The organism is Bradyrhizobium pachyrhizi (genome assembly GCF_029714545.1).
GTDB classification, from domain to species: Bacteria; Pseudomonadota; Alphaproteobacteria; order Rhizobiales; family Xanthobacteraceae; genus Bradyrhizobium; species Bradyrhizobium pachyrhizi.
Genome location: NZ_CP121667.1, coordinates 6,816,113 through 6,837,854, shown reverse-complemented (window position 1 = coordinate 6,837,854; position 21,742 = coordinate 6,816,113). Strand labels below are relative to the sequence as shown.

The 21,742-nt window shown below is 62.2% G+C and carries 23 protein-coding genes and 1 tRNA gene; 18 read left to right on the top strand and 6 right to left on the bottom strand.

Annotated elements, in window-relative coordinates; genetic code table 11:
- The first annotated feature begins 23 nt into the window (after nt 1-23).
- Nucleotides 24-2,069 carry an adenylate/guanylate cyclase domain-containing protein gene (locus tag QA639_RS32435; RefSeq protein ID WP_283088046.1) on the top strand — a complete coding sequence of 682 codons (2,046 nt, stop codon included), beginning with the start codon at nt 24-26 and terminating at the stop codon, nt 2,067-2,069.
- 298 nt (nt 2,070-2,367) lie between these two features.
- On the opposite strand, the gene QA639_RS32430 is transcribed toward QA639_RS32435, so the two are convergent.
- Both QA639_RS32430 and QA639_RS32425 read right to left on the bottom strand, forming a co-directional pair.
- On the bottom strand, nt 2,368-3,522 hold the full coding sequence (locus QA639_RS32430) for a patatin-like phospholipase family protein (RefSeq protein WP_283088045.1): 1,155 nt from the start codon (nt 3,520-3,522) through the stop codon (nt 2,368-2,370).
- A 66-nt stretch (nt 3,523-3,588) separates the two neighbouring features.
- A complete protein-coding gene (locus QA639_RS32425; protein WP_157345523.1) occupies nt 3,589-4,413 on the bottom strand; it encodes a 3-hydroxybutyrate dehydrogenase in 825 nt (274 codons plus the stop codon).
- 167 nt (nt 4,414-4,580) lie between these two features.
- Between QA639_RS32425 and QA639_RS32420 the strand changes: the two genes are divergently transcribed.
- A complete protein-coding gene (locus QA639_RS32420; RefSeq protein ID WP_283088044.1) occupies nt 4,581-5,480 on the top strand; it encodes a LysR family transcriptional regulator in 900 nt (299 codons plus the stop codon).
- A gap of 33 nt (nt 5,481-5,513) precedes the next feature.
- Here QA639_RS32420 and QA639_RS32415 read toward each other — a convergent pair whose 3' ends face one another.
- Entirely contained in the window at nt 5,514-6,221 is a 708-nt protein-coding gene (locus tag QA639_RS32415; RefSeq protein ID WP_283088043.1) for a peroxiredoxin-like family protein, read from the bottom strand.
- A gap of 511 nt (nt 6,222-6,732) precedes the next feature.
- On the opposite strand from QA639_RS32415, the gene QA639_RS32410 reads away from it, so the two are divergent.
- The 15 genes from QA639_RS32410 (at nt 6,733) to QA639_RS32340 (ending at nt 19,868) form a co-directional block, all read left to right on the top strand.
- Complete coding sequence (locus QA639_RS32410; RefSeq protein WP_283088042.1) at nt 6,733-7,224, top strand: cupin domain-containing protein; 492 nt, start codon at nt 6,733-6,735, stop codon at nt 7,222-7,224.
- Nucleotides 7,225-7,332: 108 nt separating this feature from the next.
- Nucleotides 7,333-8,550, top strand: a complete 1,218-nt coding sequence (locus tag QA639_RS32405) for an MFS transporter (RefSeq protein WP_428841084.1) — start codon at nt 7,333-7,335, stop codon at nt 8,548-8,550.
- Nucleotides 8,551-9,208: 658 nt separating this feature from the next.
- Complete coding sequence (locus QA639_RS32400; protein WP_157345516.1) at nt 9,209-10,567, top strand: ABC transporter substrate-binding protein; 1,359 nt, start codon at nt 9,209-9,211, stop codon at nt 10,565-10,567.
- Between the two features lie 71 nt (nt 10,568-10,638).
- The gene (locus QA639_RS32395) at nt 10,639-11,613 is read left to right on the top strand and encodes a carbohydrate ABC transporter permease (RefSeq protein WP_157345514.1); all 975 of its coding nucleotides are present in this window, start codon (nt 10,639-10,641) and stop codon (nt 11,611-11,613) included.
- Complete coding sequence (locus QA639_RS32390) at nt 11,610-12,587, top strand: carbohydrate ABC transporter permease (protein ID WP_038377690.1); 978 nt, start codon at nt 11,610-11,612, stop codon at nt 12,585-12,587. Before QA639_RS32395 ends, QA639_RS32390 begins: the two co-directional genes overlap by 4 nt.
- Nucleotides 12,584-12,802, top strand: a complete 219-nt coding sequence (locus QA639_RS32385) for a hypothetical protein (protein WP_028335633.1) — start codon at nt 12,584-12,586, stop codon at nt 12,800-12,802. Before QA639_RS32390 ends, QA639_RS32385 begins: the two co-directional genes overlap by 4 nt.
- A gap of 4 nt (nt 12,803-12,806) precedes the next feature.
- On the top strand, nt 12,807-13,904 hold the full coding sequence (locus QA639_RS32380) for an ABC transporter ATP-binding protein (RefSeq protein ID WP_157345512.1): 1,098 nt from the start codon (nt 12,807-12,809) through the stop codon (nt 13,902-13,904).
- The gene (locus QA639_RS32375) at nt 13,897-14,922 is read left to right on the top strand and encodes an ABC transporter ATP-binding protein (protein ID WP_157345509.1); all 1,026 of its coding nucleotides are present in this window, start codon (nt 13,897-13,899) and stop codon (nt 14,920-14,922) included. Before QA639_RS32380 ends, QA639_RS32375 begins: the two co-directional genes overlap by 8 nt.
- 21 nt (nt 14,923-14,943) lie before the next feature.
- Nucleotides 14,944-15,567: a dihydroxyacetone kinase subunit DhaL gene (dhaL, locus tag QA639_RS32370; RefSeq protein ID WP_028335630.1), complete on the top strand. Its 624-nt coding sequence runs from the start codon at nt 14,944-14,946 to the stop codon at nt 15,565-15,567.
- Nucleotides 15,564-15,956: a dihydroxyacetone kinase phosphoryl donor subunit DhaM gene (dhaM, locus tag QA639_RS32365; RefSeq protein WP_028163196.1), complete on the top strand. Its 393-nt coding sequence runs from the start codon at nt 15,564-15,566 to the stop codon at nt 15,954-15,956. Before dhaL ends, dhaM begins: the two co-directional genes overlap by 4 nt.
- Nucleotides 15,957-15,988: 32 nt before the next feature.
- The gene (locus QA639_RS32360; RefSeq protein ID WP_244481825.1) at nt 15,989-16,291 is read left to right on the top strand and encodes an HPr family phosphocarrier protein; all 303 of its coding nucleotides are present in this window, start codon (nt 15,989-15,991) and stop codon (nt 16,289-16,291) included.
- 1 nt (nt 16,292) lies between these two features.
- Complete coding sequence (ptsP, locus tag QA639_RS32355) at nt 16,293-17,912, top strand: phosphoenolpyruvate--protein phosphotransferase (protein ID WP_157345565.1); 1,620 nt, start codon at nt 16,293-16,295, stop codon at nt 17,910-17,912.
- Complete coding sequence (locus tag QA639_RS32350) at nt 17,905-18,327, top strand: hypothetical protein (protein WP_028335628.1); 423 nt, start codon at nt 17,905-17,907, stop codon at nt 18,325-18,327. The genes ptsP and QA639_RS32350 overlap by 8 nt, the downstream gene beginning before the upstream one ends.
- Before the next feature lie 37 nt (nt 18,328-18,364).
- Nucleotides 18,365-19,348: a dihydroxyacetone kinase subunit DhaK gene (gene dhaK, locus QA639_RS32345; RefSeq protein WP_157345507.1), complete on the top strand. Its 984-nt coding sequence runs from the start codon at nt 18,365-18,367 to the stop codon at nt 19,346-19,348.
- Between the two features lie 334 nt (nt 19,349-19,682).
- Entirely contained in the window at nt 19,683-19,868 is a 186-nt protein-coding gene (locus QA639_RS32340; RefSeq protein WP_157345505.1) for a hypothetical protein, read from the top strand.
- 116 nt (nt 19,869-19,984) lie between these two features.
- Here QA639_RS32340 and QA639_RS32335 read toward each other — a convergent pair whose 3' ends face one another.
- A complete protein-coding gene (locus tag QA639_RS32335; protein WP_198400204.1) occupies nt 19,985-20,155 on the bottom strand; it encodes a hypothetical protein in 171 nt (56 codons plus the stop codon).
- A gap of 249 nt (nt 20,156-20,404) precedes the next feature.
- Entirely contained in the window at nt 20,405-20,596 is a 192-nt protein-coding gene (locus QA639_RS32330; RefSeq protein WP_157345503.1) for a hypothetical protein, read from the bottom strand.
- A gap of 161 nt (nt 20,597-20,757) precedes the next feature.
- Here QA639_RS32330 and QA639_RS32325 point away from each other — a divergent pair, with 161 nt between their 5' ends.
- Complete coding sequence (locus tag QA639_RS32325; RefSeq protein WP_157345500.1) at nt 20,758-21,555, top strand: helix-turn-helix transcriptional regulator; 798 nt, start codon at nt 20,758-20,760, stop codon at nt 21,553-21,555.
- A 20-nt stretch (nt 21,556-21,575) separates the two neighbouring features.
- Here QA639_RS32325 and QA639_RS32320 read toward each other — a convergent pair.
- Nucleotides 21,576-21,651 (bottom strand) — tRNA-Ile (locus tag QA639_RS32320).
- Between the last annotated feature and the right edge of the window lie 91 nt (nt 21,652-21,742).

Genomic DNA, 21,742 nt, shown 5'->3' with positions numbered 1-21,742 from the left:
CGCGGTCACCGTCTTCGGCGAGGATGCTGACGATCAGCATTCGTCTTGCCGTCTCGGCGCTGGTCCTTACGGCGATCCTGCTCACCGCCGCAGCCTCGAGCCTGCTCTGGTGGCGCACGGCCGAATCGATCAGCCGGCAGCTCGCCTCGACGATCAACGAACAGATCGTCGCTGCCGTTCGCAAGGAGGTGTCCGCGATCGTCAATGAAGCGCGCGCCGCCCACACCGCCGTGCGCACGCTGTTCCTGCAGAACGTGCTCGATACCCGCGAGGCCGACAAGCGCGAGTTCGTGTTCCTATCACAATTGCAGTCGCAAGCGACGATCTCCTGGGTCGCCTTCGGGTGGCCCGACGGTTCCTTCTTCGCCGCACATAAGCTCGGTGACGGCCATCTCGAGATGATGGAGATCTCGAAGATCGACCATGTCGGCCAGCGCCGCATCGACGAATATCAGGTTATCCCCGGCGACATCGAATTTGAATCCCGCCGTTTCGAACCCACAGACTTTAGCGTCACTATGCAGGACTGGTTCAAGATCGGCATGGAGGCCAATGGCCCGCAGTGGTTCGGGGTCGTCGACCATCCGATCGGCCCGCGCCCATCGATCGCCTTCGCGGGGCCGATCGATGTCTATCAGGAACGTCAGGGCGTCCTTGCGATCATCATCGAGTACACCAGGCTCTCCCGTTTCCTCGCCCAGCTCGAGGTCGGCCGCACCGGAACGGCTTTCATCCTCGGTGCCGGCGACGAATTGATCGCGGCTCCCGACAAGAACGCCGACGAACTGCATCCCGCGCACAGCCGGATCGATCTGTTGCCGTTGGCGCGCATGGCTCGGACACTGGCCGGCGAGGACGGTCGCAAGGAAGCATGGCGGCGGCGGCTTACCCTCGATGGCGCAGCCTATGAGGTTGGGCTCACGCCCCTACCATTTACCGGCTGGTGCCTGGCGACCGTGATCCCTGAGGCTGAGTTTCTTGGCCCGGTCGAAACCACGTTGCGACGGCTCATCATCGGTCTTGCCATCGGTGCGCTGCTCGCCGCCCTGTTCTCTGCGATGTTGGCGCGGTCGGTGATCGCCGCACCGCTCGCCCGTGTGGTCGGCGAAATCCGACATGTGGAAAGTTTTACGCTGGACCAGGTGCGCCGCCACCCGTCGCGGCTCGCCGAGATTTCGAGCCTTTCGGGCGCGATAGCCGAGATGGCGCAGGGCTTGTCTGCTTTCCGCAAATTCATTCCGGCCGATCTGGTCCGGTCGCTCCTTCGCCAGGGCATCGAGGCGAAGCCTGGCGGCTCGATCCAGGAGCTGACGGTAATGTTTATCGATGTGGCCGGCTTCACCGGGCTTTCCGAGCGCATGGGGGATCGCGTTGTGCCGCTGTTGTCGCGATATCTCGACGTCGCCTCCGAAGTCATCGTCGCCCACGGCGGCACCATCGACAAATTCATTGGCGACGCTGTGATGGCATTCTGGGGCGCGCCGACAGCGCAGGCCGAACATGCCCTGCTCTGTTGCCGTGCAGCACTCGTCTGCCGCCAGGGCATTGAGGCCGCGGGCGTCAGGGATGACCAGGGCCATCCCCTGCAAATCCGGATCGGCATCAATTCCGGCCGCATGCTGGTTGGCAATGTCGGCTCCGAACTGCGGCTGAACTACACCGTGATTGGCGATGCCGTGAACGTGGCGAGCCGCCTCGAAGGCGCCAACAAGCGCTATGAGACGCAAATTCTGATCGGCGCCGAGACCAAGCGCCTCGTTGAGGGGGCCATGATCACACGCGAGATCGATCGCATAGCCGTCTACGGCAAGACAGAAGGCCTCGCTGTGCATGAACTGATCGGTTCGGCTACAGGCGACGCTTACCCGGCCTGGATCATCGATTACGAACAGGGACTACTTCAATATCGCAAGCGCGACTTCGCCAGCGCTATATGCTGCTTCGAGGCTGTCTTGCGCCTGCGTCCTCACGACAGGCCAACTGAACTGATGCTCGACCGCTGCAAGCTCCTCGAGCAGTCGGGTGTTGACGACACGTGGTCACCTGTCGTGACACTTCAATCAAAATAGCCGACCGCCGGTACCAGGCAGACGACTGGATGCTGGCTATGCTCGAAAGCGGCAGCATTCGATATCGAAGAAGGACGTCGTTGCCGGCCCGCTGGTCAATCCTGAGTTCTGGCGGAAAATAAGTCCGACCACGGTCAAGTAGAGGCCCTATTCGTGGGCTGTCGGTTCGCTCGTCCACGGGGCGATGAGATCGGCGTGTCTGGGTGACGTCCCTCTTGCCGTCAAGGACCTCTTCGCTGAGAAAGCCGGATCGGACGAGTAATTCTCCCATCACGCAATCCTGTTCCTGGAGCGCACCTTATTCCGCCGCCACCGGCATCAATTCCATCTGCTCATGCAGGATCACGCCCGACAGCGGATCAAACTCGCCGACCCACGGCGCGTGTTCAAGGGCTGCTCTCGTGTGCGAGTAACCAGCGTCCCACCGCTGCATGATGCCGCGTGGGCTGAAATCGATGTCCTTGGTGTGGGTTTCGCGATCAAGCTCTGGCGCAAGCAGACGCACGACGTGCATGCGTGTCTGACAGCCGTAACCGACCAGTTCGCGCACCTCTGGGGTGTTGCGTTCGCTGTCGGGCAGCCGTTTGGCCAATTGGTTGATGATGTGACGCAACCGATGCGCCTGCTGCTGGCGTGCGATGTGGCTCATGATGCGGCTGGAATATTGGACATCCTTGTGTCGATTCAGCACCTCCGCCATCGTGGTCGGCTCCAGGCCTGCAGGATTCCACAGATGGACAGCGAAGATCAGCGAGTTCTTGCGGGGATCGTCATCGAACACGACTTCAGTCGGCGTGTTGGACAGAATACCGCCGTCCCAATAGAGCTCGCCGTCGATGCGGACGGCGGGAAAGGCCGGTGGCAACGCGCCGGAGGCCATAATATGCCTGATGGTGAGTTCGCCGTCGCGGCTATCGAAATAGCGCATCTGGCTGGTCCGCACGTGGGCGGCCCCGACCGTCAGACGCGGCGAACAGCTATTGAGCAGCTTGACGTCGACGAGTTCACACAGGGTCTGCTCCAGTGGCGCGGTCGAGTAATAGCCGGCCCGTTCGGCACCCAGCGGGTAGCTGTCACCCGCATGCGCAAGGGCATTTGGACGAAAAAAGCCGGGAATTCCGTGGGTAATGGTCGCCCAGTAGGATAGCCGGTCATTGAAGTCGGGAAAGGCCGTCCGGATGTTCCAGACCGGATTTTGCTCCATCCGCTTCCAGAACTCTTTCAGGCGTGACAGCCGGTTCTCGACCGGATTGCCGGCGATGAGGCTGGCATTGATGGCGCCGATCGATGTGCCGATGATCCAGTCCGGCTCTATGCCTGCTTCGTGCAAGGCTTGATAGACACCTGCCTGGTACGAGCCCAAGGCGCCGCCGCCTTGCAACACCAGAACGACCTGGCCGGGGAGATCCTTGGCCAGCGATTTGATATTTCGCGACGAAGCTCTGTCCTGCATGTTGTGCTCCCATTTCGGCCTGGTCTAATATTCGCAAGCGCGCCCGGCTCTGTTACGAGCGTCGTCTCAATGCGCTGTCCAACCGCCATCGACCGGCAAAGCAATTCCGGTAATCGACGCGGCTGCTTCGCTCGCCAGGAAAACCGCCAGCGCACCGATCTCCTCGACGGTCGCAAAGCGTTTATTCGGTTGCTGGGCCAGCAGCACGTCGCGGATCACCTGATCCCGGGAGATCCCATGCGCCTTGGCTTGTCCATCGATCTGGGCTTCGACCAGCGGGGTATAGACATAACCAGGGCAGATGGCGTTGCACGTAATACCTTCCTCGGCGATTTCGAGCGCCGCTACCTTTGTCAAACCGACCATGCCGTGTTTGGCGGCGACATAGGCCCCCTTGAACGGCGAGGCGACCAGCCCATGCGCAGATGCCACATTGATGATGCGGCCGAATCCTTGTTTGCGCATCGCCGGCAGTGCCAGCCGCGTGGTGTGGAACGCGGACGATAGATTGATCGCAAGGATCTGATCCCATTTTTCGACCGGAAACTGTTCGAGCGGTGCGACGTGCTGAATACCGGCATTGTTGACGAGAATGTCGAGGCGGCCAAATTCAGCCAGCGTTACTGTGACCATCTCGGCGATTGCATCCGGCGAGGTCATATCAGCCGCTGAATAGCCGACCTTGACGCCATGATCGGCTTCTATGGCATCCTTTGTCCCCGCGATCTCGGCCGCGGCTCCGAAGCCATTCAGCATCACGTTTGCGCCAGCCGCGGCAAGCGCGCGGGCGATGCCAAGCCCGATCCCGCTGGTTGAGCCGGTCACGACGGCGGCCCTGCCATCGAGCAATTTTGCGTCAACGTCGGCATGCGATTTGATCTGGACATTCATCTTCTGAATCCCGCTTGCATCGTCGGCGATATCCGACGGTCGCCAAAATCTGCATCGCAAAACGGACTTACGGAAATACCCTTTGACTTCCAAAACCATAGGTGCGCGCTATGGCCGCCTTGGCCCTCAATCGGCTAGACTGTGAGCCGGATCAGGGGAGTTCGGCCATGGAAATGCATCAGGTTCGGTACTTCCTCGCGGTCGCGCGGACGCTCAATTTCACGCGTGCTGCTGATGAGTGCAATGTCACCCAGCCATCGCTGACGCGGGCAATCAAGCAGCTCGAGGCTGAGCTTGGCGGCGACCTGTTTCGCCGCGAGCGTCCGGCCGGATTGACCGAGCTTGGTCAGCGCATGCACCCCTTGCTGAAGCAATGCTACGAGGCCGCCGCCGGCGCGCGCTCGCTCGCCTCGTCATTCAAAAGCGGCGAAATCGGCGCGCTGAGAATCGCGCTCACCCACTCGATCGATCTGTGTCTGCTGATTCCCTTCCTCGATCAGATCAAGCGCCAGTTCAATCGGTTGGAATTCCGTTTTCTCCGTGGCAATGGCCGCGAAGTCGGAGACATGCTGAGGAAAGGTGAGGCGGAGCTTGGAATCGCAGCTGAGCTCGACCCGAATTGGGAGCGGCTCGACACTTGGCCGCTATTTACGGAGGACTTTCAGCTCGTCGTCAACGCTGACCACCGGCTCGCCGGTCAGGACAGCATCGACCTCGATGATCTGCGTTCCGAACAGCTTTTGTCGCGTGAGTACTGCGAGTATGGCCTGCGTTTGAACACCGTCTTGCGAGAGCACGGCATAGACGTCGGTCATTGCCACGAGATCTCGAGCGAGCGCGATCTCATTGAGTTGCTTGAGGCTGGTATCGGCATCGCCGTGGTTCCTGACACCTCGCGGATACCGCAGACGCTCAAACGTACCTCGGTCGAGGGACTCGATGCCCGACGCACGGTCAATCTCTACGGCATCGCCGGTCGCGAACGAACTGCGGTCGCATCTGCCGTCATGCGCATGCTGCGTGGCACGGATTGGCGGCAGTTTTTGGAGAAGAGCCGAGCCGCGTGAGAGTACCAATGCACGCGGGTCGCCCGGAAGTGCCTACCTCGCGTCCTTCAGAGCTCCGAGTAGATCCTCGATCGCCATGCGGCGCCGGAAGTCGGGATCAACGAAACGCGTTTTGACGATGCCATCGCATCCGATCACAAAGGCCGCAGGAATTGGCAACACCCAACCGTCGTTGCCGTGAAAGCTCGGCATGTCGAGATAAGAGAGAAGCCGCTCAATCTCTGCACCAAGCCAGATCGCCAGGTTGAGGGACAGCGCATAGCCATTGTCGAGATCGGTCAGCACTGGAAACGGTGCTCCGGCTTCGGACTTGAATTCTGCCGCATATTCCTGTGTCTCGGGCATGATGGCGACGACGTCCGCCCCCAGAGCCTTGATGCGGTCATAGGCCTTGATCACCGCCCTGACATTGAGCCGGCAATATGGGCACCAATGGCCGCGGAAAAACATCACCGCCACCGGGCCTCGCTCGAGCAGAGAAGGCAAGGCGATTAGGCGACCGCTTTCGTCGGGTAGCACGAAGGGTGGCATCAGTTCGCCAGGGCGCGGCGCGTTTTCGCCGCCGCCATTTTCGTTGACCCTGATAACGAGGCGATCGACTGCGTCGCCGTAGGCCGGAAAGATTTCCCGGCCTGCTGCCGCATAAGCTTGGAGCTGCTCGTTGAGAGTGCCTTCCATCTCCCGGCAGCGCTGAAAGGCGACCTTGAGCCGCTCGGCGTCGGCTGGGGAAAGCGATGTCATCCCTTGCTCCCGTATGTTTGACCTTCAGATGGCAATCCTGCGCGGACCGCCCACCAGAGGCGCCTTTGTCTCCGCCAGGAGCATTGCACAAAGCACGATAGCATTGGGCTATCGATATCAGAGCGCGCCCGCATTTCATGTTGGACGCCTGAGCGAGGATGGCCGTTCCCCGAGGGGTTTTCTATGTCCCGCTATAACGTACTGTGATTTGGCAAATTCGCTACCTTTCCTTTCCTGATTTCCACCTCGTGGGCCATGGCGGTTATAAGCTTGGAGATATGTTCGGCCTTGCAATGAATCTCGGCATCCGCGCGAGCGAGCTTCGTGACCACATTTCCGCCTGTCCGACCTTCGCGTCCGACATCAAGCACATGCCCGGCAACGCTTGAGTCGCATAGCTCGCCGCTATCGACTCAACAGCCAACGGGCATTTCCCGAAGCAAAGGCCTTGCGCGATGCTCCTGACACGCCGGCCAGCCTTTCGGGGCCGCGACATCGAGGAGACAACAACATGTTCAATGACATCGCAACCGCGCGCAAGATCTGGCAAGCTCTCGGCGGCGCAAGCGCCATTGCCATTTCGCTCGCGACAGCATCCGCGACATTCGCCGGTGAATGTCCCGCCGACAAGATGAAGGCCAATGCCCGCTCGATGGTGGACTACAAGCCGGTTGGTGTTACCGACGTGACGCTTGGTTCCATCGATCTCGGCAAGCAGCCCGCGCATATCGAGGGACGCGAACTGCGCTTCCGCAAGCTGACCATCGAGCCCGGCGGCATCGTGCCCTGGCATAGCCATGACGACCGGCCGGCACTGATCTTTGTCCAGCAGGGCGAGGTCGTCGAATACGCCAGCAACTGCGTCGACCCAATTGTGCACAAGGCTGGCGACCTGCGACCGGAGGTCTACGGCACCTCGCATTGGTGGAAGAACCTCGGCAAAGAGACCGTCATTCTCTACGTGGGTGATGTCCGCAAGGATCCGACCGACCACAACATGTAACGAGTGCTCCGCCCCACGCCTCGTTACCGGATGTGACGACCCGGGAGCCCGTGCTGGCCCCGCACGCCCGGCGTCACATCCCCTCTTTCGATTACAGGAGCTGCCGCGATGGCCGACATGCCGATGGGAGTCACGGCAGAACCGATGCAAGAGCACGGTCATTCAACCGGCGTGGCGCTGCGATCTCTGGTGATCGGCCTCACCGCATTCCTGACCGTCGTCGACCTGTTCGCAACTCAAGCAATTCTACCAACTCTGACGCGGCACTACAGCGTCACGCCCGGTGCGATGGGTTTCGCCGTCAATGCCAGCACCATCGGCATGGCAGTCGCAGGACTGGTGGTCGGATCCTTCAGCCCGCACATCGATCGCAGGACCGGCATTCTGGCAAGCCTGCTTCTGCTCGCAATTCCGACGAGCTTGCTTGCCATCGCACCGAACCTTACCGTCTTCACCATTCTTCGCGTCATGCAGGGCCTCTGCATGGCGTCAGCCTTTACACTCACCCTTGCCCATTTGGGCGAACAGTGCAGCGCGATGGATGCTGGCGGCGCCTTCGCTGCCTATATCACCGGGAACGTCGCAAGCAATCTGATCGGGCGTCTCATCTCGGCGTCCGTGTCCGACAATCTGGGCCTGGCGACGAATTTCTATTTCTTTGCCGTGCTCAATCTCGCAGGCGCGCTGCTGGTCTACTTCACAATCAGGCGCGTCCAGCCCATGCACTCCATCGGCCCAGCACAATCGCCACTTTCGGCAATGATAGAGCATTGGCACGATCCGGCCTTACGCGCGGCCTTCGGCCTTGGCTTCTGCATCCTGTTCGCGTTCATCGGCACCTTTACCTACGTCAACTTCATCCTGGTCCGTGCCCCACTGTCGCTCGGCATGATGGGGGTGGGTTTTGTCTATTTCGTATTTCTCCCCTCCGTCGTCACGACGCTGCTGGCTGGCAAAACGGTGGCACTGTTCGGCATGCGCCCATCACTTTGGGGCGGCCTCGCAATCGCCGCTCTAGGCCTGCTACTGATGCTCTCATCGCACCTCGCGGCCGTGCTCGCGGGGATGGTGCTGATCGGGGTCGGCACGTTCTTTGCGCAAGCCTGCGCCACGGGCTTCGTCGGGCAAGCGGCGCGAACAAACCGCGGGGTCGCCAGCGGCACCTACCTTGCCTGCTATTTCTTCGGCGGCCTGGTCGGCAGCGCGGTGCTTGGTCAATTGTTCGACCATTTCGGATGGGCCGCCTGTGTCGCAGGCGTAGGTGTGGTGTTGGCATTGGGGTGCATTTTGACCGCAAGCCTCAGGATTCCGGTGTCCGGTCGATAACACGAGTGGTGGGCCCGGCAGGCTCGAACCTGCAACCCGACCGGTTATGAGCGGTGGAGCAAGATCAGCTTCGTTGATCTTGCTGCACCATGCTTGAGTTCGATTGCGTTCGTCGCGCTTTGGTGAGGTCGTGTTCTCGCGCGAAACCGGTGCGGTTCGCGGCAAGGGCGGATTTCGGCCGACGCGGAGGCTGCTCGCGCGCTCGATCGCTTTGTTGAACGTTCAGTAACGTCGCATACTAAACATTCTGGCTGTGGCTGACCTTCTGGCTTTCCTGTTATCGGGACGCGCCGAATTGCGTCCGCCGGACCAGGTCGGCAATCGTTGTTCGCCGCATTCGCTGCAATCTCCAGGTAATTTGTTGCGTTGCGAACGTCGACGCTTGCGCGTGCGAGCGTCGGGAATATTTTCGCCAAGGTCGCGAGAACCGGCTTGACGGGCCAAAAAATTTAGTACTACGTTTAGTAATACAAAAAACTAAACATCGCGCATCGAGCGCCGATGTGCAGGAGGAGCCCAAGCCATGCCGGAGCCGTCTCCAGCAGCGGTCCGTTTCGTCCTTCACTCATCGCTCCTCAAACTCGGTTTCAGGGTCTTGGCGTCGCTCCGGCAGGGCGCGCTGAGCGGGTTGGACGCTTCAACGAGAGAGGAAACGGATATGCGGACATTCAATTGGCTGAGAAGCTCAGCGGCCACCACGGTTCTCGGGGCGGCGCTGCTGGGGATATTTGGCGGAGGCGAAGCTGCGGCCCAGGGTAAGCAGCTCACGCTGTGCTGGGCGGCATGGGATCCGGCCAACGCGCTGGTCGAACTCGGCAAGGATTTCACCAAGCAATCCGGCATCGAGATGAAGTACGAGTTTGTCCCCTGGACGAGCTACGCGGATCGCTTCCTCAACGAGCTCAACTCCCACGGCAAGCTCTGCGACCTGATCATTGGCGACAGCCAGTGGATCGGCGGCGCCGCCGAGAACAAGTGGTACGTCAAGCTCAACGATTTCTTCGACAAGGAGCACATCTCGATGGACGACTTCGTCCCGGCGACCGTTGTCGGCTATTCGCAGTGGCCAAAGAATTCGGCGAACTACTGGGCGCTGCCGGCGATGGCCGACGCCGTGGGCTGGACCTATCGCAAGGACTGGTTCTCGCGGCCCGACATTCAGTCGGCTTTCAAGGCCAAGTACGGTCGTGATCTGGCGCCGCCGAAAACCTATGACGAGTTGAAGCAGATCGCGGAGTTCTTCCAGGGCCGCGAGATCGACGGCAAGAAGGTCTATGGCGCCTACATCTTCACCGAGCGCGGCTCCGAAGGCATCACGATGGGCGTGACCAACGTGCTCTACAATTACGGCTTCAGTTACGACAATCCGAAGAAGCCGTACCAGATGCAAGGCATCGTCAATTCTGCCGAGGCGGCCAAGGGGCTCGAGTTCTACAAGGAACTCTACAAGTGCTGCACCGCGCCGGGCATGACCAACGCCTACATGCAGGAAGGGCTCGATGCCTTCAAGTCGGGCCAGGTGGCGATGCAAATGAACTGGTTCGCCTTCTTCCCCGGCCTCTACAAGGATCCGAATGTCGGCGGCGACAAGATCGGCTTCTTCGTCAATCCGGCCGGCCCGAACGGGCACTTCACCCAGCTCGGCGGACAGGGCATCTCGGTGGTTGCGACCTCCGACCGCAAGGACGACGCGCTCGCCTACATCAAGTGGTTCGCGCAACCCGCCGTGCAGCAGAAATGGTGGCAGATCGGCGGTTACTCGGCGCTCAAGGCGGTGGTCGACGCGCCGGACTTCCCGAAGAGCGCGGCGTTCGCGCCGCAATTCCTGGAGTCGATGGGCATCGTCAAGGACTTCTGGGCCGAGCCGTCCTACGCCCAGCTGCTGCTTGATATGCAGAAGCGGGTGCATGACTACGTCGTCGCCGACAAGGGTACCGCGCAGCAGACGCTCGATCTCCTGGTCAAGGACTGGACCAAGGTGTTCAAGGAACAGGGCAAGCAAGTCGCCTCGCAATAGCCCGAACGCCGCGTCCCAACTGAACTGGCTTCCCCGAGGTCAGCCTCGGGGAAGCCGAACCAGCCCAGCCGATGGACAAGATGACGACGATCCTGCAACCCGACCATGCTACGATCCCGGGCGTGAGCGAGCCAGCCAAATCCCGCGCCGCGCGCCGCGTCCATGGTCTGTCCGACCGGACCATTGCGTGGCTGTTCGTCGCGCCGACGATTGCGCTGCTGCTCGCGATCAACATCTTTCCGCTGGTCTGGATGATCCGGCTGTCCTTCACCAGCCTCAACCTCAGCATGTCCTATCTGCCGCTGCGGTTTGTCGGGCTCGACAATTTCAGCGACATACTCAACGACGAGGACGTCTGGTTCCGGCTCCAGACCACCGCGCAATTCGTGATCTGCTCGGTCGCCGTGCAGGTCGTGATCGGCTTTGGGCTCGCGCTTCTGATCAACCGTCAGTTCCGCGGCCACGGTTTCTGGACCACGATCATCCTGCTGCCGATGATGCTGTCGCCGGCGGTTGTCGGCAATTTCTGGACGCTGCTGCTGCAGCCGCAGATCGGCCCGTTCAACTATCTGATCAGCTTGTTCACCGGTGTGCCGCCGAGCTCCTTCAGCATGACAGGGCAGGTCGCGCTCGCGCCATGGACCATCGTGCTCGTCGACACCTGGATGTGGGCGCCCTACGTGATGCTGATCTGTCTCGCGGGGCTGCGCTCGATCCCGGATTACATCTACGAGGCCGCCGAAGTCGATCGTGCCTCGGCCTGGCGGCAGTTCTGGTCGATCACGCTGCCGATGACGGTACCGTTCCTGATGCTGGCGGTGCTGTTTCGCGCGATCGAGAACTTCAAGATGTTCGACATGGTCAACCTGCTGACGTCGGGAGGCCCGGGGTCAACCACCGAGCTCGTATCGATCACACTGAAGCGCGCGGCATTCGAGAAGTGGCGCACCGGTTATTCGTCCGCGCTCGCCATCATCCTGTTCGTGGCCGTGTTCGGGGCCGCCAACATCTACGTCAAAGCGCTCAACAAGGTGAAGCAACGATGACCGCTGCCGTAGCCAAACCTGTCCTGGCCAGATCCAGCGCACACTCGATCGTCGAGGCCTCGCCGCGCACCAAGGCATTCGCTGGTGCTCTCGTCATCCTCTATGCGTTGATCACGATCCTGCCGCTGCTCTGGATCGTCGCCACCGCCTTCAAGTCGCAAAGCGATGCGATCGCCTATCCGCCCAAGGTAATCTTCGAGCCGACGCTCGAAGGTTATGTCAACCTGTTCACGGTGCGCACCCGCCAGACACCTGATTTCATCGCCAAGTTGCCGCCCCCGGAGACCTGGTATGACAAGCTGGTCCGCAAGCATGACATGGTCATTGCCGGACCGTCCAAAGTCGTCCCGCGCTTCGTCAACTCGCTGATCATCGGGTTCGGTTCGACCTTCCTCGCCGTCTTCCTCGGTACGCTCGCGGCCTACGCATTCTCGCGCTTCCGCATTCCGTTGGCCGACGATCTCTTGTTCTTCATTCTGTCGACGCGGATGATGCCGCCGGTCGCGGTCGCGATCCCGATCTATCTGATGTACCGGCAGCTCAACCTGACCGACACCAGGCTCGGAATGATCCTGCTCTATACCGCCGTGAACGTCTCGCTCGCAGTCTGGTTACTCAAGGGGTTCATCGACGAGATCCCACGCGAGTACGAAGAGGCGGCCCTCGTCGACGGCTACACGCGGCTGCAGGCGCTGCGCAAGGTGGTGCTGCCGCAGGCCGTCACCGGAATTGCGGCGACCGCGATCTTCTGCCTGATCTTCTCCTGGAATGAATACGCCTTCGCGGTTCTGCTGACCAGCGGCGAGGCGCAGACCATGCCGCCCTTCATTCCTTTCATCATCGGTGAGGGCGGGCAGGACTGGCCGGCGGTTGCCGCCGCGACCACGCTGTTCGTCGTCCCGATCGTCATGTTCACCGTGCTGCTCCGCAAGCATCTGTTGCGCGGCATCACCTTCGGAGCGGTGCGCAAATGAGCGGTTCTGCTGTTATTAGGGGTGCCAAGGGAACCAAGGGGGCATTGCCCTGCTTCTTCAGTCGCGGGCGCTGGGAGGCCGTTGCGATGACCCTGATCGGGGGCGGCATCTTCATGCTGGTGCAGCCCTTCTCGATCGATCTCTACAGCTATTCATTCGTGACGATTCTGGCCGGCACGGTAGGCTTCGTCGTCGTCAGCCATTTTCCGGAATAGGGTCATGGCTCAGATCCGCATCGAAAATCTTCGCAAGTCGTTCGATCAGTTCACCGCGGTGGAAGGGTCGACCTTCACCATCGACGATGGCACTTTCTTTGCGTTGCTCGGCCCTTCCGGCTGCGGCAAGACCACCACCTTACGCATGATCGCCGGCCTCGAGCTGCCGACCGAGGGCAAGATCCTGCTCGACGGGGAGGACGTCACGTTCCACCGTGCCGCCGCCCGCGATATCGCGTTCGTGTTCCAGCTGTTCGCGCTCTATCCGCATATGGATGTCGGGCAGAATATCGGCTTCCCCCTGAAGTGCCAGGGCATGGCGCGGCGCGAGATTCGCGAGCGGGTGCAGGAGACCGCGCGGATGCTGCGGATCGAGCATCTGCTGTCGAGCAAGACATCGAAGCTCTCGGGCGGCGACCGCCAGCGTGTCGCGCTCGGCCGAGCCATGGTGCGGCGCCCGAAGGCCTTCCTGATGGACGAGCCGCTGGGCGCGCTCGACGCCGAGTTTCGTCATCTGATGTGCGGCGAGCTGCGCGATTTGCACGATCGCATCAAGGCGACCACGGTCTATGTCACCCACGACCAGCTCGAAGCGATGTCGATGGCCGACCAGATCGCGATCATGAACAAGGGGCGCGTGGAACAGATCGGCACGCCGCAGGAGGTTTATGACCGGCCTGCCAGCATGTTCGTCGCGGACTTCATCGGCTCGCCACCGATGAACTTCCTGCGCTTCGAGGGCGGCCTGCGATCTGGTGACCGGGCGATCAAGTTTCACGACACCAGGCTCGTGGTGCCCGAGATCCGCGAGGACCGGGCCAGCGCTGCGCTGGCCCTCGGGATTCGTCCGGAGCATATTCGCTTCAGCGACGCCGGATCCGTTCGTGGCGAGGTGTTCGGCGCGGAATATCTCGGCACGACGCAGATCGTCACAATCGACACCGCCTATGGACGGGTCGCGGCGCGGCTGCCGTCGAGCGCCTCGGTGCGGATCGGAGAGACCGTCGGCCTCGAATTCAACTCCGTTCGCCTCTCACTGTTCGATGCCGGCAGCGGCCTTGCAATCAGGACCGCCGGTGAGGAGGGAGGGCACCATGGTTGACGTCAGCTTGCGCAATATCAGCAAGCGCTTCGGCGCGGTAGAGGCGGTGCGCGACCTCTCGCTGACGGTGAACAACGGTGAGTTCCTCGTCCTGCTCGGGCCGAGCGGCGCCGGCAAGACCACGACGCTGCGGCTGATCACCGGGCTCGAGAGCCCCGACGCCGGTTCGGTCATGATCGGCGGGCGCGACGTGACGCATGATCCGCCGGGTTCACGGGACATCGCATTCGTGTTCCAGCAATATTCGCTGTATCCGCATCTGTCGGTCTATGACAACCTCGCGTTCCCGCTGCGCTCTCCGGCGCGGCGCGTGCCGGAGCCACAGATCCGCAAGCGGGTCGAGCAGACCGCGGAGCTCCTGCATATCGCCAGCAAGCTGAATAATCGCGCCACTCGCCTGTCGGGAGGTGAGATGCAGCGGGTCGCGATCGGCCGCGCGCTGGTGCGCGATCCCTCGATCTATCTGATGGACGAGCCGCTGTCGTCGCTGGATGCAAAGCTTCGCGCCGAGCTTCGCCTCGAGCTGAAACGGATCCAGCTCGAGCTCGGCGCGACCATCCTTTATGTGACCCACGACCAGGTCGAAGCCATGACGATGGCGTCAAGGATCGGCGTGATCAAGGACGGCCGGCTGCTTCAGCTCGGCACGCCGAGGGAGATCTACGAAAATCCATCCAGCAGCTACGTCGCGTCGCGGCTCGGGACGCCCCAGATCAATTTCCTCCCCGCACGGCTGCTGTCCGATGTGGCGATACCGCCGGAAACGGAGACGGTCGGCATCCGCACCGAGCACCTCCAGATCGCCGCGCGCAACGGCGGGCAGATGGTCGGTCGGGTGCATCGCGTCGAGCATCTGGGCGAGCAGAATCACGTTCACCTCGACTATAAGAGCGAAACGCTGGTGACGTTGGCGGATCCGCATCAACCGTTGCGGGCCGGCCAGGAGGTTGAATTCCAGCTGCTGCGTCCGCTGTGTTTCGACCGTGCGGGGCAACGCATCGGCGCGATGGTCCAATAGAGGAGCGAGAGGTTCAGATAGATGTCTGTGCAACCGGAGACATTCAAGTCGCTGCTCAAGGCGGCCGCCGAGCAGGTCATCGCCAGCGCGCCGGAGCTCACGAGCCTGGACCAGGCGATCGGCGACGGCGACCACGGGACCAACATGAAGCGCGGCTTCGAGGCCGTGCTCGGCAAGCTCGATGCCATCTCGGCGCAGCCGCTGAACGAGGCATTCAAGGCGATCGGCAAGACCCTTGTCATGACGGTCGGCGGCGCCTCCGGCCCGCTTTATGGCAGTTTCTTTCTCGCCGCGGGCGAAGCGCTGTCGCAAGACAAACACCTGCCTGACGATCTCGCCGACGTGTTCGGCAGCGGAGTGGACGCGGTGAGCGCGCGCGGTCGCTCGCAGGCCGGCGAGAAGACAATGCTCGATGTGCTCGTTCCGGTGCTGGAGACACTGAAAGCGGGCGCCGGCCAGCCCGATCTGATCGCGCGGGTGCGCATCACCGCAGCTGAAGCGGTCGAGCGCACAGTGCCGATGCAAGCCACCAAGGGCCGGGCGTCGTTCCTCGGTGCGCGCAGCGTCGGTCATGTCGATCCCGGGGCGCGATCGAGCTGCGTTCTGCTGCACGCTGTGTGCGCTGGCCTGGAGGCGCGGCAATGACCGATACCGTAGGGATCGTGATCGTCTCGCATTCCCGGGATATCGCCAAGGGAACCGCGGACATGGTGCGGCAGATGGTCGGCAGCGAGGTCAAGGTCGCCTTCTGCGGCGGCAATCCCGATGGTGGTCTCGGCACCAGCGTGCCGCTGATCATCGACGCCATCAACGATGCCTGGTCGTCGAAAGGCGTTGCTGTACTTGTCGACCTCGGCGGCGCCGAGACGAACAGCGAAATGGCGGTCGAAATGCTGGAGCCGGCGAGGCGTGATCTCGTTGTCGTCTGCAACGCGCCGATCGTCGAGGGCGCCGTCATGGCGGCGACCGAAGCTGCGGGCGGCAGCTCGCTGGCCCAGGTCAGAGCCGTGGCCGAGGAACTCTCTGCCGATTGAGATGTCGGCGATGCGATTAATGGATGATGAGCATGCTTGATAGAGCGGACGGACAGATCTTCACCGGCAATGTGCGGCTGGTGCATGCAGTCGGCATGCACGCGCGCCCCGCGGTCAAGCTGACCAAGCTCGCCAAGAAGTTCCAGGCTCAGATCTCCGTGCGGGTCGCGGGCGCGCCGGAATGGATCAATGCCAAGAGCGTGGCCAAGATCATGGCAATGCGCGCGGCACATGGCAGCACGATCGAGATCAAGGCCTCCGGTAGCGACGCCGAGGCCGCGGTCGCGGCGCTGGTCGATCTGATCGCAAGCGATTTTCCGGATGGAGCACCATAGCATGCAGGGCGGCGCTGCAGGTCTGGCCTACCGCGGCAGGACCGCCTCGATCGGCTTTGCCCATGGCCCGTTTGTCCGTGTCGATGCGGGCGCGGCCGGCGAGCGCGTGGCCGGCACACTGGTCGAGGAGGCGCTGGCCTTGCGCAATGCGATCGACGTCGCGAGTGGCCAGATCGCCGATCTTGCCGCCAGCGCCGGCGGCGAAGCTGCGCAGATTCTCGAATTCCAGGTTGCGCTGCTGGAGGACGAGGATTTGATCGAGGCGATCTTCGCGTCGATCGGCGAGGGACGTCCAGCCGATATCGCATGGCGTTCGACGCTCGACGCGCACATCGCCGACTACAATTCCGCACCGGACGACTATCTGAAAGCGCGTTCCTCCGATCTTGCGGATTTGCGCGACCGCGTGGTCCACATTCTGCGTGGCGACCAGGGGCAGCCGCTGAAGGTCCCGAGCGGGGGCGTGGTCTGCGCCGACGATCTGCCGCCATCGCGCTTCCTCGAGATCGACTGGTCCGGCGGCGGTGGCCTGGCGCTGTTGCGCGGCAGCCCGACCAGCCATGTCGCGATGCTGGCGCGCGCGCGCGGCATCCCGATGGTGGTGCAGCTCGGTTCAATTCCAGACTTCGGCACCATGGCGTTGCTCGACGGCGAAGGCGCGACGCTGGAACTCGATCCCAATGCCGAACAGGTCCGTACTTTCGAAAAGCGGCGCGACAGCCATCTCAAGAGCAGGGCATCCGCGCGCGCGATCCTGCGGCGGCCGACAGCCTCCTGGCGCGGCGAGCGGATCAAGCTCTTCATCAATATCCAGCGCGTCGAGGATCTCGAGCATGCCGACGCGCAATATGCCGACGGCATCGGCCTGATGCGCACCGAGTTCCTGCTGACGGAGCGTGGTGGCCTGCCCGACGAGGAGACACAGTTTCAGGCCTACGATGCGGTGTTGCGTTGGGCAGACCGGCGACCGGTCACCATTCGCACGTTTGACGCGGGCGGCGACAAGCCGGTGCCGGGCTTCACGGCGGACGGCGAAGCCAATCCGTTCCTCGGGGTGCGCGGCCTGCGCCTGTGCCTCGCCCGGCCCGAGATCTTTGCGGTTCAGCTCCGCGCGCTGGCGCGGGCCGCGGTGCGCGGCAATCTCAAGGTCATGTTCCCGATGGTCACCTCGGCGGACGAGCTCGAGGCGGGGCGGAAGCTGTTCGCAGATGTCGTGCAGCGCTTGCAGGCGGACGGCATTGCCGCGATGCTGCCCGAACTTGGAATCATGGTCGAGGTTCCGGCGGCGGCCCTGGCAATCGCGAGCTTCAAGACGTCCTTTTTCTCGATCGGCTCGAACGATCTCGCGCAATATGTGCTGGCCTGCGACCGTTCCAACGGAGCTCTCGCCCCCCTCATGGATCCGCTGCATCCGGCAGTACTTGAACTGATCGCGCGGACTGCGGAGCATGGGCGCCGCGCCGCCATCAGCGTCAGCCTGTGCGGCGACATGGCGGGTGATCCGCGCTGCCTGCCCGCCCTGCTGAATTGTGGCCTGCGCGAACTCTCCGTCAATGCATCGGCGCTGGCGCAGATCAAGCAGACCATCGACCGGCTGAGCAGCGGAGGCGGCCTTGGCTGACACGGCGGCCGATGACGCGCCCGAAGCCGGCGCGGTGGCAGTCTACAAGCGCATCTTCAAGGAGGTGCTGGAGAGCCGTCCCTCCGGCATGCGGCTTCGGCTGGCCCATGCCATGGGCAAGAACCGCAGCTTCGTCAGCCAGATCAGCAATCCCGCATATCCGGTGCCGATACCGGTGCAGCATCTCAACACGATCTTCGATGTCTGCCACTTTCCGCCACAGGCGAAGGCAGCCTTCCTTCGCGCCTATGCGCGCGCACATCCGCGCCGCGTCGGCCGGTTGAGCGAAGGCTCGCACGAGCGGGCGCTGACGCTGCATCTGCCGGACCTCGGCAGCGCCAAGCGCAACGCCGAGCTCGACACGTTGCTCCAGGAGTTCACGCGGCGACTGATTGGCATCATGCGGGAAAAATAGGCGAGAAACGCCAAACGGACGAAGCGGGGAGGACACAATGAAGAAGTTCATCAATGCGGTCGATAACATGCTCGCAGAGAGCCTCGACGGCTTTGCCGCCGCGCATGCCGACCTCGTCATGCTCGGCGCTGAGCGGAAATTCGTCCGTCGCCGCGAGCTGAACTCGAAGAAAGTCGCGCTGTTGTCGGGGGGCGGCAGCGGGCATGAGCCGCTGCATGCGGGCTTCGTCGGCTACGGCATGCTGGATGCCGCCTGTCCCGGCCAGGTGTTCACTTCGCCGACGCCGGACCAGATCGTCGAGGCCGCCCAGGCGGTCGCGGGCGATGCCGGCGTCCTGTTCATCGTCAAGAACTATGCCGGCGACCGCATGAACTTCGAGATGGCAGCCGAGATCGCCGAGGGTCGCATCGCCACCATCGTGACCGATGACGATGTCGCGGTCGAGAAGTCTACCTACAGTATCGGGCGGCGCGGTGTCGCCGGCACGTTGATTGTCGAGAAGATCGTCGGCGCCGCCGCCGAGGGAGGCGCCGATCTCAAGACCTGCGTGGCGCTCGGCGAGCGCGTCAACGCGCGAACACGTTCGATGGGCGTGGCGCTGACCAGCTGCACCGTTCCGGCCGCGGGCACGCCGACCTTCGCACTCGGCGCGGACGAGATGGAGATGGGCGTTGGCATCCACGGCGAGCCGGGCCGCCGCCGCGTCAAGCTTGCAGAGGCCGATGCGATCGCATCGGAGATGACGGCAGCGATCGCCGGCGATCTCGCGGCGCCCGCGGGCTCCGAGGCGCTGCTGCTCGTCAACGGCTTCGGCGGCACGCCGACGATCGAGCTCTATCTGATGTACAACGCGGCGCGCCGGATGCTCGAGGAGCGGGGCCTGCGCATCGCCCGTTCGCTGGTCGGCAGCTACGTCACATCGCTGGACATGGCGGGCTGTTCGCTCACCGTGAGCCTGCTCGACAGCGAGTCCACAGCGCTCTGGGATCATCCCGTGCGTACGGCCGCATTGAAATGGTGACCGCCGTGGTGGGCGGCCGATGATTTTCAGATGCGCCCTGACTGACGATGGACCGGGGTCCTCAGGCATGCACCGGAAGTCTGCCGGTTCACCCTCCCTGAAACTTGCCGTGTCCTTCGGGCGCGGCATCTTTTTTGCGCGGAGTAGACAGGACCTCCGGCGATCGTGAGTGCCGAGCCATTGATTTACTGGTGGGCCCGGCGGGACTCGAACCAGCAACCATGAGCGGGCATAGCGGTTCGGTTGTGAATTCGCCCTTGGATGCTTGCTCCACAATTCGCCTGACGCGGAGCATTTGAACCGTTCGGACGGCGTTAAGAGGCAGCAGAACGGAGTGAAGGACGAGGATTGGATACAAGTCGTCGAAGAACGCGTATGCGATGAATGCGACATTGCTCAAGATGGCCGTGATCCTGAGCTGGAGCATCGTCTTCATGCAAAACGTGGCGAAGACGAGAAGAGATGCGAGATAGCCGGCGGCTTCAACCCAGGACTTCGAGCTGCAGAGCAAAACGTCTGAGCAGCGCATTTCCGCATCCTTCTATGAACTTGCCCCTGAAGAGCGCGACGACCCCTGTACATGTGGCTCAACGGGATTGGATACCGAAGCAAACGCAAAAATCAGATGCTGATCGGCTAGAAGAATCCGGCACTGAGATCCAGCCCATAAGTCACCGACAGTAGCCACACCAAGAGGGCGGCTCCACAGAACAACGCGGTCTGCTTGAGGACGTTTGCCTGCAATGACGATGCGGGGAATACCCGGACAAAAGCGTTTGCAATCGCAGCAATTGCAACGGCGCGCATGATGATCTCCAGGAGTTGGCTAATGACTGGGCGTTAGCGAGCGTCGTGCTTCACGCATGAGCTCGCGATTCCGCTCTCGGCGACGGAGGGTTTCTTCGATCTTCCAGAACGCCCAGACAAAGCAGGCCCCCAAGGCAAACTGAAATCAGCATGGGTAAAGATGCCCGATCGCTAACGGTCTGGATCACACAATTTCCAATGCAAATGAAATCTCGGCTCCAGGCAAGTGGCGCGCCAACAGCGCCTCGATCAGGGAATGTTGATCGCCGGCAGCGGGCCAGTGGGGTGGATCAACGCTTTAGCGGGTTGCTCCTGCGCGAAGACCGCGAGTGCAATCAAAACGGCGCATAATAGGGCGATGAAAAAGCCGAGACGCCACCGCCGCTCCGTCCGGTCGTCGTCGGGTGTGTCAAGTCGGCGCGCGCCCGTTGCTGTGCGCATCGTTAATCTCCGAATATCGTGACGGTGAGAAGGCCAGTCTTCCCAACACCGCACTGAATATCTCGCCACTTGATGCGTCTGGGAACCACCTAGAAAGGTGGTCCGGTGTCTCCTATGCTTGCTCGAAGGTCGGTGACCTGCGCACTCGTTTCGGGGGGGACATGTATCTATCCACGGATTCCACCAATCCGCAGAATCAAGATGTCTATGCACTTTGGGATCGGCTGGCCGAGTTCTCCGTCGGCGACGCCGACGCCGCACTGACACATCTGCTAGCCGCACTGCGTACCATGTTGTCGGCACGCAATGTGCTATGGGGTGTGGTCGTGCGATTGCCTTCGCCGAAGCGGGCCGATCCCTTGCTCGGTTGGCGTCCGCGCCTCGTCCGGGTACTGGACCCGATACCGGCGGTGGCAGCATCCGTGCAGAAGCAGTTCGATACGCTCTGGTCCCGCAACGTCGACCTGTCTCAGATTCTTTCCATGTCGGGAGATGAGCCGTTCCGCGTCCGCCTGCTGTTCGAAGCGCTGCCGCCGGAATGGTTCGAGGGCGAGCACTATCGGCGGCACTATTTGGACGTCGGCTTCGCCGACAGCATTTCCGTGCGCATTGCGCTCAATGACGACGTGAGGATTCGCCTGTTCGTATTTCGCGATGCGGAGGCCCCTCGCTTCTCGGCGCAGGACGGCCAGCGTCTGGGCTTCGTGATGCGCGGGTTGAGATGGTTTCACCGTCAGCAACTGCTCAGCCACGGCCTGCTCATCGCCAATGCACCCCTGACACCTGCTGAACGCAGGGTGTTGCTCGCACTGCTCGACGGGCACACGGAAAAGCAGATCGCGCAGAGGCTTGACCAAAGTCCGAACACCACGCATTTCCACGTCAAGTCGATCTACGCCAAGTTCGGCGTGCGCAATCGCTCGGCGCTCACCGCGCTGTGGCTCGGCAAGCTGCGATAACGAACTTACAGTTGATTTGCTGGTGGGCCCGGCAGGACTCGAACCTGCAACCAGACCGTTATGAGCGGCCGGCTCTAACCATTGAGCTACAGGCCCCGCCGCCTTGCGGGCCGCGGGGCGCGGCCGGCAACGGTGCGGGCTCCGTTTACAGGCTGACTGCGGTTTCAGCAATGCCGCCCCCGCGTCC